Below are 13488 nucleotides of genomic sequence, written 5' to 3' on the forward strand. Positions count from 1 at the left end.
TATACTTCTATGCTTGTCCGATCAAGTCGGGGAAAGCCTGACTCGGGTTTAGCCTTTCACTGCGCCTATCGTTATGCCTTTCACAAAATATCTTTGAATGAACGGGTAAACTAAAATGATTGGCCCAATCGTCAAGCACACCGTCGCGAGTTGGATGACTCCCGCCGGCACGCTGACTTGATAACTTGCCCCTCCTCCAACATAGGAAGCGACGTTAATATTGGAAATAAGCTGACGAATCATCAATTGTAGAGGATGAAGTTTATCGTTATCAATAAAAAGCAAAGCTAGGAACCAATCATTCCAATATTGCAAAGCATAGAACAAAGAAATCGTCGCAATAGCTGGCTTAGAGATTGGCCAGATGATTCGAAAGAAGATATGGATATCTCCCGCCCCGTCGATCGTAGCCGCTTCATTAATTTCGTATGGCAGTGATCTGTAAAAAGATACCAATATAAAGGCGTAAAAAGGATTTAATAAATAGGGGACGATCATGGCCCATAAAGAATCTTTCAAATCAAGCCAATTGGCGATCATGATGTAAAAGCCTACGAGACCGGATCCCAATACCATTGAGACATAAGCCATAAGCGAAAGAAAATGCCGATACTTCACTTTTGGGTTCGCAATGACGTATGCGAACATTGCCGTTATTGCCACGGCGAGCACGGTACCAACGATCGTGACGGTTACCGTGTTTCGATAGCTTTTATAAATTTGAGCTCCCCTGAGCAAATATTCGTAACCGCTAAAACTAAAATGAGCGGGCCATAGCCGATAACCGAATTTAAGGAACTCCCCTTCCGAAGCAAAAGAGTTAACGAGAACAAGCCAAAAAGGGAGCACACACAAGGCCGTAAACACGACTATGATGGCATATAAGAAATATTGAAACCCTTTTTCCGAAATTTTCATACGCGAGCCTCCTAAAATAGACGGGATTCCGGTTCGACACTCTTGGCGATCCGATTGAAAATAAGGATCGTTATGAGCCCCATTGCCGATTGATAAAGAACAACTGCAGCCGACATACTGAAATTCCCGAGTTGTCGCAAAGCGCGAAATGAATACGTGTCGATAACGTCGGTCGTCGGGTATAAAAGAGAGTTATCGCCGACCATGCCGTATATCATGCCAAAGTCTCCGAAGAAAATCCGACCAATACCCAGAAGCACCATAACGATGACAACCGGACGGATAGAAGGAAGCGTTATATGAACGATCTGTTGAAAACGGGTCGCGCCATCGATCTTAGCGGTTTCAAATTGTTCGGAAGAAATTCCGACGATCGCAGCGAGAAAAATAATCGAATAGTATCCAGAAAACTTCCAAACGTAAACAAGCGTCAAGATCCATGGCCAAATTCCCGGATTCTGATACCAACTTACAGAAGGAAATCCCCACTTCTGAAGCATCCCATTCATTATTCCGTCCGACCCCATAAACGATAGGGCCATTAAACTGACGACAAGCCAAGATATAAAGTAAGGAAGAAAAATAAAGGATTGACTTAGTCGTTTAATCAGTACATTTTGAATTTCATTTAAAATTACGGCTAGCAATACGGCGAACCCTAAGCCGAAAAAGATGAACAAACCATTCAAAAACACTGTGTTCAGCGTTATCTTTATCCAATCATGACCTCCAAAAAAAAATTTAAAATTCTCGAACCCGACCCAAGGACTCCCGAAAATTCCTTTGGTAGGTTGGAATTTCTCGAACGCAATCAAATGTCCGAACATCGGAATAAAAGAGAAAAGTAGTAAAAACACGATGCCGGGTAGAGCGAGGGTGTACAACTGTTTGTTTTTAATGATTTCTTTTGCGAAAGCCATTTCTCCGAGCTCCTCTCTATGTGCTGTGAATTCAGAATAAGACAACAATGAGATATCTGACTAGTTCCGTTTTTACCCTCGAGTGCAAGAGCTACATATTTCTGCGGATTCCACACCAATATGCAGAATCTGAACTCAAAACTTAGCCTCTCAGGCATTGCCCTTCTACAAAAAAGTAGCGACTAATAAACTCTTTGTATAATAAAAACATCTAATCACTCAGGCTTGTGCCTTTTGATCAGATGCTTTTTTAAAGTTATATGTTCCACCATCGATTAAGCCGCTTGCCGCCGGGTCTATCGCAATCAAGATCGCCTTAGAGCATCATTATTGAATTATTCCTTTATTTTCTCAAATGAAGCATCGTCGAGTCGGAACATTGTTTTGTAGCCCGATTCATCGAGTTTAACTCCTACATCCAACTTACCTGTGATGAGCAGCGGACCAGGGGTGTAGCGCAGTTTCACATTGTCTGGAACAAAGACGATCATAATTTTATTCCAATACGTTTCATCGCCATTATCAAATGGACATTCTGCGCCAGGCTTGGGAATTAATAGAAACCAGTGCTTATCAAAGGAAAGCACCTCACCCATAAAGCCTTTTATTTGCACCGTTTTTCCGCTCATGTCCCAAAATTTTTCAGAGGGTTTATCCTGCTTGTCATCATCAAAAAACTGTGTCCAGTTGATTTCATTCGATAAACTCGCAGGCTTCTTCTTGGCACTGCTCTGCTCTTCTAACTGCTTCGGTTCAACCTTAGGTGTTGCTGCCGTATTCGCAGCCATAGCAGCTCCCCCTTCCTCAACAGAAGCAGGATGCTCCGGCACTTTGGGAGAAGGAAGCGAGATTGGCTTATTATCTTTAACAGCAGTGGAGGCTGCTGCTTCCTTTTCCGGCTTCAGCGTCACGGATGGAACTACTGCTTCAGGTGTCTCTGAAATAATGACGGCTGGAGTTTCCTTGGGATTCGGACTGTTAGATGGGCTGGCAGTTGAGATCGTTGCTTGGGTCGCATTGCCGAATGACTGACCTGATGGCTCCGTTTTCTTTTGACCACAGCCAGTTAAGACGAAAGTAAATAAGCTGAGTCCTATGATAAATTGCCTTATTTTCATACTGACCACCTCAAGACTTAAATAATTGCAATGGGTCCACGCGATAAGCTTGAAGTGCGGGGCCTACGGACGCAAGAACACCGATCAATAAGGTTCCTACGACGAGCATACCTTCCCCCGGCATGAAATGCCATGATTGAATTTGTAAGCCCGAGTATTCGAAAACAGCTTCGCGGCTTAAATACCCTCCGGCATGACCTACCAATAAACCGCATATCAATCCAATGAAGGTCAACAAAACTCCTTCACCGATTAGAGACACCCAAATGAATCTCTTTGATTTTCCAATGAGTCGAAGTAAACCAACATCTTTTTTGCGCTCATTTACAGCGGCAATCAGAGAGAGCACAATGGAGCCTGCAGCAAGCAAAATACAGATCACAGTTACAACACTCAACGCTTGTGTTCCTTTATCTACGACATTCACGACATCAGCAACTGCTTTACTTGTATAGATCGCCTGGACATTGCTTATTTGTCCGAACTTCGTTTTAATCGACTGCGCACCCAACAGTGACTTGGGTTTGACCAAAATCGTTGTAACTTCCTTCTTATCCCCTTGCTGACTCTCATGAACCGCCCATGCATAATCAAGTGTTGTGAAGACAGCTCGATCGTCTGAAGTCATCAGAGGAGGCAAAATACCCACAACGGTGTAGGTGAAACTATGATGCTGATCATGTTCGCCCGCTGCATCTCCATCGTCATCGTCATCAGTACCTTGAACCAGTCCATGTGCGCCTTGAAACTTATCCCCAACATGAAGCCCTAGCGAATTAGCTATATGTGCACCGACAATGGTATCGCCAAGCTTATCGTATAATTTCCCCTGAGCCATTTGCTTATCAGCCCCATAGCGAGTGGCGAAATATTCGGGTTCCATCCCGACAATCGGAAAACCGTTATAGTTATCTCCAGTCGTCATTGCATAAGCACGATCAACGTACTCATCTTTGCGTATGTCCTCCAGCAGTTTATATGGCACATTGCCTGTCGGAGCACCGATATGATAATACGTGTTAAGAGCCAACTGAGAGGCGCTTCCCTTTGCGCCAATCGTCACTTCAAAGGGACCATATCCCTTCTCTGCCCCTTGTTCGACCCCATTACTACAGAGCAGAAGGAAGACAACAAGAGCGACCGTCACAGCAACGGAGAAAATCGTGAGAAGAGAAAGCATTTTGCGGTGAATAACATTACGCCATAATAGGGTGAATAATTTCATACCGCTTCTCTCCTCGGTAATTCATTGATATCTTGAATATGAACTCGTGCAGGATACATATCAGCTAAATGCAAATCATGCGTGACGGTTAACAATGTCATCTTCTCCACTTCACATATGTCCAGCAGCAATGACATGATATCCCCCGCAGTTTCCCAATCAAGACTGCCTGTCGGCTCATCAGCTAATATAAGCTGCGGCTTCGCTATGATCGCACGTATAATCGCAGCCCTTTGCTGCTGACCTCGTGAAAGTTCGGAAGGCAGATGATGCTGACGATCCTTCAGTCCGACTCTTTCAAACCAATAGTCTACCTGATCTTTGGTCATCTTCTTCGTCCAGTCTTGTGGAACAATAAGTTCCACGTTTTGTTTGACGGTCAAAGATGAAATCAAGTGGAAATCTTGAAAAATGTAGCCTACATGCTCCGCTCTATAACGATCCCGTTTGCTTTCCGAATACGTATGGAGCGGCAAACCATTTACCCAAATTTCACCTTGATCAGGCTGCATCACACCGCTGAGCAAATGCAGCAGTGTGCTTTTCCCACTTCCACTCGGCCCTAGTAGAGCCAATCTATCTCCTTGCTGGACCTGCCACTGAGAAACGTTCAAAATAGGCAAGCTTTTTCCGTGAATTGTAAAAGACTTAGTAATCCCCTTAATCTCAATCATAACTGCCCCCAAGTCCATTAGTCATAGATAGGAAAAGAGGACAAGGGTAGCATTATCCCCTGTCCATTCTTTTACGTGATCGGCTAGTTTATTAAAATACGCTCGCTAACGGAATCCCATGTGAAGCTTTTACCTGTCAACTTATTGAATGCGTCTAAAGGCAGATACAACTTGCCATTGTCCACATTACCTACCAATGCGCTTGCTGCACCATTTTCCGTAATGGCGCCAGTTTCAACATTAACCGATAATTGCTGGCTATCTTTAGCAAAGACAACCGTTTTCGTTGTTTCGTCCCATGTTACTTTAATGTCTAATGCTTCAGCAAGGGATCTTGCTGCTAACAATGTTTTGCTATCACGAGTTACTTTGAAAAGAGGGTACAAATATTTATCTTGCAGTTCTTTCGTCACTGCAGTCAGATCAGCGCCGATCACTTTAGCGCCACTTTTGGCAATATCCGTGTTATCGATATCGCCTTTTAAAAGGGAAGCGATCGGACCGTAAGCCCATACGCCCACGTCAACACCTGAATGACCATGTCCTGTCCAGCCAACACCCAGACGTTTGGAAACGACTGCGTTGTAACCGCCGGCGCGACCGCTAGATGTACCGTCGCCTTTCAGAATCAGAGCAACCTCCTCATCGGACAAATCCGTGAACCCCACGTTATCCGCAACAATTTTACGAACATCATCCGCCGTTTGTGCTGCTTTCAAACTCACGTCCAAATAATCAGTAGAGTGCTTCGCTTTGTTAAAAAGATCAACATTCAATTCATACACGTTGTCTCTACCGAGCGACAAACCGCCTGTTTCATGGTCAGCCGTTACAACAAGGGATGTATTGCCGTCTTTTTTCGCGAAATCAACTAATGTTTTGAACGTAGCATCCAATTCCAGCGTCTCCTGAATGTTTGTAGGAAGGTCATTCCCATGTCCAGCATGGTCGATACGACCGGCTTCAACCATCAGGACGAAACCATTTTTATTTTGCGATAAAATATCGAGCGCTTTTTGGGTCAATTGTGGTAAGGAAGGCGTTTTATCATCACGATCAAGCACATATGGTATTGCATCATCTGCAAAGAGTCCAAGTACCTTTCCTGCTGTTGCAGGGATGGCATCTAATCCAGCTTTATCATAAGCTGTTTTATAGCCTTTCGCTTCAAAATCAGGAATGATGTTTTTGTCCGTACGCTTACCTTTCTCATCCTTCGTAATGAAGTTTATTTTACCGCCGCCAAAGAAAACGTTTACACCGCTATTCAGATATTGAGAAGCAATGGCATTTTGATTGCCGCGTTGACGAACGTGCGAAGCCCACACAGATGGTGTTGCCCCAACAATAGTATCTGTTGTTACGAGACCCGTTGCTTTACCTTGTTTAATAGCCGCTTCAACCACTGAACCATACGGCTTTGCAACGTCACCGTTTGATACGCTGACAGCGTTATTGTACGTTTTATGTCCAGTCGAGAAGGCTGTTGCTGCTGCTGATGAGTCTGTTACCGCTCCGGACTCCGTTGTGTACGGGCCTGCTTGTGAGTATGTAGTTGCTTTTCCCACATAATAACCGCCATCCAGCTCTAAACGGTCTTTATTTAAAAACATTTTGGAATAATACCTTGCTGCTGTTACTTCTGCCGGCCCCATGCCGTCGCCGATAAGGACAATCAAGTTCTTGGATTGCGCCGTTGTCGTAGGCGTTGTAGTTGTCGTTTCAGCAGCTGATGCCGCTCCCGCTACACCTACCGCCAATAAAGAAATGCATAAACCGGAACCCATAATCTGTTTTAGACTTTTTTTCAAGTTGTATTCCCTCCAAAAATAGTATTTCGCCTTATCTAGCATACATCCAGTTTTAGCAATGCTAATGGTTCAATACTATATTTTCAGTTAAACATTGAATATCCTAAAAATATGTACAATTATCGCAAAAAATGAACTTTTTCGCCATTTACAATATCTTTAAAAATAAATATAGGAAAACATTACAAGTCTCCTACTTAAAAAATTTTTTTGTATAATGTTATCCTGTGAGCAATAAGAAAATGACACATACCGTTACCCAAATTCCAAAGTTGAGAAAACGACAGCCTTTATACCAGCTGCCATTTCTTTGAGTATATTGCGCTATCACTCTGCGTTAGCGACGGATTGTGGTTTTATTTAAAATAAAACCACCTCTTAAAGTTGGTTGGTATCTATCTGAGTGCTTGTATTTCCTTTTGGGTTGTGTTGCAAATTATAAAAATGCCTAGTATACCTACTTTATTGGATAAACTATGTAGCCAAACCAATAGGATTTGTTATTTTCTTTATGAACCGATGGTCTTGTTCGATAATGTTGTTGAGGTACTTTGTTTGTCTGATTATGGTTTCTTTCGGCAGATCTTTCTCATCCTTTAACTGATCTATTGAGGGTGGATGTGCAGGGTTCTTATCTACCGTGATCACACGTGTTGATTGATTGTGTGGCGATGACAATGCCTTCTTGAAAAAGCGTTTCGCCGCATGAATATCACGATTTTCAGACAACATGAAATCTATCGATTTTCCCTCAGAATCAACTGCCCGATATAAATACTTCCACTGACCTTTAACTTTGATGTAGGTTTCGTCAGTCCTCCACGAGTCGTTTGTAGGTTTCAAAAAGTGGCGGATTCCGGTCCAAATTCATGCACCCATCTCATGATCGTCGTATGGGAAATCCTTAATCCTCGATCACTCATCATTTCAACTATATCGTTTCCAAAGCAAGTTGCTCCATCCCATGACTTCATTATCAATTACGTTATCATGAATTAGAGCTTTGCACCACAACCGGTTCATGAGTTTGGGCCGGAATTAGAAAAGCGAATTCGTCCCTATTTAAAGCAGACAAACGATTCCTTACGGACTGATGAAACCTATATGAAAGTCAAAGCACAATGGAAGTATCTTTATAGAGCAGTAGATTCAAAAGGAAACACGATTGATTTCATGTTATCTGAAAATCGAGACGCTTCCGAGGCCAAGCGATTTTTTAAGAAAGCATTGAATCAATCGCCACGTGTGATCACCGTCGATAAAAACCCAGCTTACCCTATAACAGTTCAGCATAAAGGACGAGAAGAGTATGAAACAAGAAACATTACTACGACAAAAGAAATATCTTAACAATATTATTGAACAAGATCATCGATTTATAAAGAAAATCATACAACCAATGCTGGGATTCAAGTCATTTGAAACTGCAGAATACACAATCGCGGGAATCGAAGACATGCATATGCTAAGGAAAGGGCAGGTCGAATGCCTTCATTCGTCTGTCCTTTCTTCAGTTAAATTTATCAACAAATTATTTGGTTTGACCGCATAATCAAACAAAAAAACCGCGGATATCCATAATCAATTTTAATTGTTGCACCAAACCCCGCGAAGTTCACAAGAATCTGTAACAAATACACAAAAAAATAAATATCTCATTAAGGTGAAACGAGAGAAACAAAAACAGTCGCTATACAGCACTTATCATCCAGGTACTGTATAGCAACTATGAGATTCTTCTTACCTTCAATTATTGTTGTCTTATTGCAAAATCGCTTTAGCTACAATGGCAAGGTCTTCAATGTCTACTTTGCCGTCATGGTTCACATCCGCTTTCTCATTCCAACCTACTTGACCTTGTTGTTTGCCGTAAGCAGCTGCAACCACAGCCAAGTCACCAATGGAGACACCGCCTCCATTAACATCTGCGATTATTTTCTTGCTTGTGAATACTTGCATTGCCGCTTCCAATGCAGCTTTTGCAATATCCACCTGCTGCTGCGTGGCATTCGAATCGTTTACTGCTGCTTTGGCTGCATCGATGGCCGACTGCAATTGCGCTTTGGAGCCAATCGCATACTGTCCATCTCCATCGCCTTCCACTCCTGCATCGTACATCGCCTGAGCGCTTGCGATCGCCATGTTCAAGAGCGACTTATCTACAGGTACAGTAGGTACTGTGATTTGTATATCACGGGAAGCTCTGCCGACCTGCAGCTCATTCCCCTGTCCATTGGCAATCACAACATGATCAACAGAAATTGTTGTATTGGTTGCCTGGGTTACAGATTTTGCCGTAAATTGGATTGCAAGTAAATCGCCCTGGGCAGGCACGTTCGCGCCCATGCTGGCAGCCACAATTCTGAGTTGTCCTGGAGCCGTCTCCTTTTGATCGATGACTTGAAATCCTTCTTTTAATGATGTAACCGAATTGAACTGCAAATTCAACGGATCATAGTGAAGCGTCAAATCTTGCCCATATACCGACGGGTACACACTTTGCGAAATATTGCTTAATCCTACCGACATCACAAGCGGTTGACCAGCCACAACAGTACTCGCTCCGCTCAATACGGTCACGGGAACTGCGTTTTGGCGGTTTACAGTCACCGTATACGTCTTGGTTGTCAAGTCAGGCGCCGTGACGACCACACCAATCACGTTACTGCCTTCGTTCAGATTAATCGGAGCGCTTGCTTGGCCAGTCGTTACGTTCTGTCCGTTTACACTAACTGTCGAATTCATATCATCAACAGAAGCGGTCATGACAATACTGCTCACGGAGTTCGGCACATTCGCTGTGTATGACGTAATGCCCGTATTAAACGCAGGACTCAGTTCACCGGACGATAAGCTTAGTGCTCTCAAGTCAGCATTGCTTGACAATGCTGCACGACTAAACTTAAACCAGTTTAAGTTGCATACATATTGTTTTGTAGTCTTAAACACTAGGTATAAATCATGAAAACCTGTCGCATTAGTGATCGGGGTTGATAAAGTCTTATAGTTCGACCATCCGCCAGTATCGCTCACAGTAAGCGATCCCGCTAATGTGCCAGTCGGACTGTCAAGCCTTACTTCAATCGTACCCCCTGCAAATTGATCTGCAGATACTCTTGCGTTAAATTCCAAAGCGCCATTGGCAAAGTAAAGATTTTTATAAACTAGATAATAACCGTCTTTAACATTTCCCATATCCTGTCCGCCGCCAGTATCCGGGGTGTTATTCTCAGTGATAAAGTTCCCTGATTTGGAATCATAGTTTTCTGCTTCGATCTGATTGAATGCACTTCGTACCGGTAACACTGTCACGCTGATACTCGTTGTCAATGCTACATTATTCGGATTCGCAACTCCTGACGGCAGGGTTACAGTTCCACTTACAGTGAAGATCTGCTGTGTCTTCTGCGAAGGATCATAGGAAGATGCCTCTACATCCCATGCCACAGTGGCAGTTACGTTTCCTGTATCGGTAATCAGTTGTACGGTTGATGGTAATCCAAGTGCTTCAGCTGTTTTTGCTGTCCCGTTGACCACTCCAGTAACGGGTGCAGGCGCTGTGATGTTTGTAATGGTCTTAATGCTTGATGGTAATACATTAAACTTAAACCAGTTTACGTTGCATACATATTGTTTTGAAGTTTTAAACACAAGATATACATCATGAACACCTGTCACATTGATGATTGGAGTTGATAGTGTTTGATATTTCGACCATCCGCCAGTATCACTAACATCAAGTGCTCCCGCTAATGTACCTGTCGGGCTGTCCAGCCTTACTTCAATTGTACCGCCTGCAAATTGATCTGCAGACACTCTTACATTAAATTCCGAAACGCCACTGTCAAAGTTAATACTATTATATGCTAAATAATAACCGTTTTTAACATTCCCTATATTTTGTCCGCCACCTGTATCCGGGGTGTTACTTTCTGTGCTAAAGCTCCCTGACTTAGAATCGTAATCTTCTGCTTCAATCTGTCCGAGCGCGCTTCTGAAAATAAATTTAAACCAGTCCAAATTGCCTACATTAGACTTTGCCGTCTTGAACACCAGGTAAACATCATGAATGCCTGTTATATTTGTCACAGCGGATGATAACGTCTGGTAAGTTGACGATCCTCCGGTCGGATTGACATTTAATGTTCCGGCTAATGTACCTGTCGGACTATCCAGCCTTACTTCAATCGTACCCCCTGAATTGGCATCTGCGGATACTCTGGCACTAAATCCCGAAGCGGTCATGCCAAAGTCCACGTTTTTATATACTGTATAGCTGTTATTAGTAAGACCACCAAGACTGGAGCCACCATCAGGGGCGTTTTGGACTACAATACTTTCCGACTTCGAAATGAAGTCTTCTGCTTCTATTTTGCTAAATGTGTTTGTGTTTAAATTTATTGAAGCGTTTGGCTTGGGTGTAAGCATTTCACCGTCAAAATTGTACAGATTAAGTTCATGAATGGACCAATAATGAGCACTATTTGTGCCGGTCTGAACAATCTTTACATAACGGCTTGTGGTCTTCTCAAATGTTATGAGCGTGTATTCATTATTTCCGGTACCACTGGCAACTGGCGCTCCCCAATTTATACCGTCATTTGATACATACACACTATATGCACTTGGATAGTCGCCAATCGAATTCGTTACTTCCATTGTAAGTTTATTGAATGTTTGGGCTGAACCAAGGTCTATTTGTACATATTGTCCCGGTGTTTGTACAGCATTTGTTGACCACTTTGAATCAAGGGCTAAATCCTTCATCTTATTAACATTAGCTCCGTTATTCGAAGCCGTAATTGTCCAACCGCTTCTGGGCAGAGGCATTGGCGGCATCCAGTCAGAAGGAGTCTGCTCAGGAGCAGGTGCAGCACCTTGGGAAGCAGGGATATATCCTTTCCAAGCCTTCCATGTTGCAGCAAATTCCTTAGGTGTGACAAAGTGATAGGTTTTGCCTTGTGGATTATTCAATAGATTTTGTTGCATCTGGTAAATCCTATTAGGTTGATCTCCCCAGTTGTACTCATCTCGCCCTGTAAGCGTCCCAATTCTTCCGGAATTTGCATTGACGGACAGGAAGATCGGCCCCGCTGCCGATGCAGCTACTTTGGATCTGATACTATCAACCTGTACGCTAGGGTTTCTGTCATATTTAATATCCGTCCCATGAATGAATGACTGTGTTGAGGCATTGTAAGTATAATCGTATGCATCGTCCCCGTAACCTCCAAAAAGGTGGTATGGGTTTAGCTGCGCTGCATAAGTAAGAACATCACTTCGGGATATTTCGTTGAATGAATAAAATCCCATACCATCGGTAAGGCGCTTTACGTTTGCAAAAAAGTTTCTATATCCTTCCGGCACGTTGCTTAAATGGAAGCCGCCTCCCAAATCGTCCTGCGTACCCACTACATTTTCATACATGTCAGGGTAATATTTCGACATAAATTCAGTCATTTTAGGATCTATGTCCAGTAGCAACGGATTATAAGTCCATCCGATCGAAACCTCTCCTTGATGCTCGCTGAAAACTTTGTCTGCGATATGGTAATTGAAGGGAGCTCCTACATTATCGCCATCCGTAACCAGATTTGTTATATAAACATCATTTGGACCCGCAGGATATGCATATGGAGTTGATGGTTTTCTTATATTATTAAAATCGGAAGCAAACGAAGACTTCACTGAATAGTTCCAGTCATATGCCATGATATACGGATAACCCAATGTCTGGATTGGCTTGATCATCGTTTCCTCATCACCGGTCATTCCAATTACCGGCGTGCCTTGCGGATAATTCGTTTTATTCAGAATGGTTGGAAACTTAGACTGACTGGCATTAAAAACAAATACCTTGTTTGCAACCCAGTAATCGAAAATGCCGGATGCCATGTCATTAGCTCCTCTTCCGAAAACAGAGCCTGTTGTGGTTGTTCCAACAACCTTCCTGTTTGTTTCGGGTCTGAAATAATTGCTATACGACCAGTCAAATGCCTGATCGCTGGTCATAGCCGTCAAATCTGCCTTCTGAGTGAAGTTATATCCTTCGCTTTGAAGGTACGCATCCAATCTAGGCGTTACCGTAATGGTATCCTCTATTCCGCTTGCAGTAATGCCTGCACACAAAGCCCCCTGCTGATAGCTACTATCGCCAGAAAGATTAGGTATCATAATTTTGCCTTTGATATATGAGCTATAATTTTCCAATAAGTATGACAAGGCAGGATACTTTTTGGTTCTATCCAACTGTGCATATTCTTTCGGCACATCGAAGTAAGATGGAATATTCAGAACCGTCCTGTCGACACTTGGCGGATCCCACAAATGCTCAAATTGATATCCCACAACATAAATCTTTGTATCGCTGCTCCTGTTAACAAGTCCTTGAATGACGGAAATTGCCAATAATGCGTCGTTTGCCGCCCAGTCATGAGCTGATTTGTCTATGTTTACATCCAGTACAATTACTTTCTTTGGAGCCGTAGAAACTTTCGGTAAAATTGTATCATAAGTTGCTGGTTGCGTTACCGCCTGCTCTGCTGCCTGTGTAGTCGGCGAGACAGAGATCAACATAGATGTACAAATCGAAAATACTGAAACGAGTGACATGAATCTCTTGTTTAACATTTCGTTTCCTCCCATTGAGTTATTGTTTAATTTTGGACTATTCGTTCCGATTGCCGCCATTGTCGTTTCACTACTGAAAGTGAATAAAGAAGAACCCATATAAAAGTTTTCGTGTAAACGATTTCGGTAAGCGCTTTCTGGATTCTCTAAAGGTCTGACCGGATTCCATCCGGCCATACACAAGAAGCTTAC

General features: G+C 43.0%; 7 protein-coding genes and 2 pseudogenes. 1 reads left to right on the forward strand and 8 read right to left on the reverse strand.

Annotation, left to right across the window (positions count from 1 at the left end; all coding sequences use genetic code 11):
* Positions 1 to 48: 48 nt before the first annotated feature.
* The 7 genes and pseudogenes from GC097_RS02665 to GC097_RS02695 form a co-directional block, all read right to left on the reverse strand.
* Positions 49 to 918: a carbohydrate ABC transporter permease gene (locus GC097_RS02665; protein ID WP_171681809.1), complete on the reverse strand. Its 870-nt coding sequence runs from the start codon at positions 916 to 918 to the stop codon at positions 49 to 51.
* 11 nt (positions 919 to 929) lie between these two features.
* Positions 930 to 1838: an ABC transporter permease gene (locus tag GC097_RS02670; RefSeq protein WP_171681810.1), complete on the reverse strand. Its 909-nt coding sequence runs from the start codon at positions 1836 to 1838 to the stop codon at positions 930 to 932.
* 335 nt (positions 1839 to 2173) lie between these two features.
* Complete coding sequence (locus tag GC097_RS02675) at positions 2174 to 2956, reverse strand: hypothetical protein (RefSeq protein WP_171681811.1); 783 nt, start codon at positions 2954 to 2956, stop codon at positions 2174 to 2176.
* A 10-nt stretch (positions 2957 to 2966) separates the two neighbouring features.
* Positions 2967 to 4181, reverse strand: coding sequence for an ABC transporter permease (locus GC097_RS02680; protein ID WP_171681812.1), 1215 nt, complete (start codon positions 4179 to 4181; stop codon positions 2967 to 2969).
* Entirely contained in the window at positions 4178 to 4855 is a 678-nt protein-coding gene (locus tag GC097_RS02685; RefSeq protein WP_171681813.1) for an ABC transporter ATP-binding protein, read from the reverse strand. The genes GC097_RS02680 and GC097_RS02685 overlap by 4 nt, the downstream gene beginning before the upstream one ends.
* 83 nt (positions 4856 to 4938) lie before the next feature.
* Entirely contained in the window at positions 4939 to 6666 is a 1728-nt protein-coding gene (locus tag GC097_RS02690) for an alkaline phosphatase (protein WP_171681814.1), read from the reverse strand.
* Positions 6667 to 7170: 504 nt separating this feature from the next.
* Positions 7171 to 7604 (reverse strand): annotated as a pseudogene (locus tag GC097_RS02695) (IS6 family transposase); the annotation flags it as partial.
* Between the two features lie 79 nt (positions 7605 to 7683).
* On the opposite strand from GC097_RS02695, the pseudogene GC097_RS34075 reads away from it, so the two are divergent.
* Positions 7684 to 8218 (forward strand): annotated as a pseudogene (locus tag GC097_RS34075) (IS6 family transposase); the annotation flags it as partial.
* A gap of 209 nt (positions 8219 to 8427) precedes the next feature.
* On the opposite strand, the gene GC097_RS02710 reads toward GC097_RS34075, so the two are convergent.
* Positions 8428 to 13473: a carbohydrate-binding protein gene (locus GC097_RS02710; protein WP_171681817.1), complete on the reverse strand. Its 5046-nt coding sequence runs from the start codon at positions 13471 to 13473 to the stop codon at positions 8428 to 8430.
* Positions 13474 to 13488: the final 15 nt, after the last annotated feature.

It is taken from the genome of Paenibacillus planticolens (assembly GCF_013141725.1).
Taxonomy (GTDB): domain Bacteria; phylum Bacillota; class Bacilli; order Paenibacillales; family NBRC-103111; genus Paenibacillus_E; species Paenibacillus_E planticolens.

Coding starts and splice junctions, on each gene's coding strand:
- GC097_RS02665 (WP_171681809.1), bottom strand. CDS start 918: ATGAAAATTTCGGAAAAAGGGTTTCAATATTTCTTATATGCCATCATA.
- GC097_RS02670 (WP_171681810.1), bottom strand. CDS start 1,838: ATGGCTTTCGCAAAAGAAATCATTAAAAACAAACAGTTGTACACCCTC.
- GC097_RS02675 (WP_171681811.1), bottom strand. CDS start 2,956: ATGAAAATAAGGCAATTTATCATAGGACTCAGCTTATTTACTTTCGTC.
- GC097_RS02680 (WP_171681812.1), bottom strand. CDS start 4,181: ATGAAATTATTCACCCTATTATGGCGTAATGTTATTCACCGCAAAATG.
- GC097_RS02685 (WP_171681813.1), bottom strand. CDS start 4,855: ATGATTGAGATTAAGGGGATTACTAAGTCTTTTACAATTCACGGAAAA.
- GC097_RS02710 (WP_171681817.1), bottom strand. CDS start 13,473: ATGGCCGGATGGAATCCGGTCAGACCTTTAGAGAATCCAGAAAGCGCT.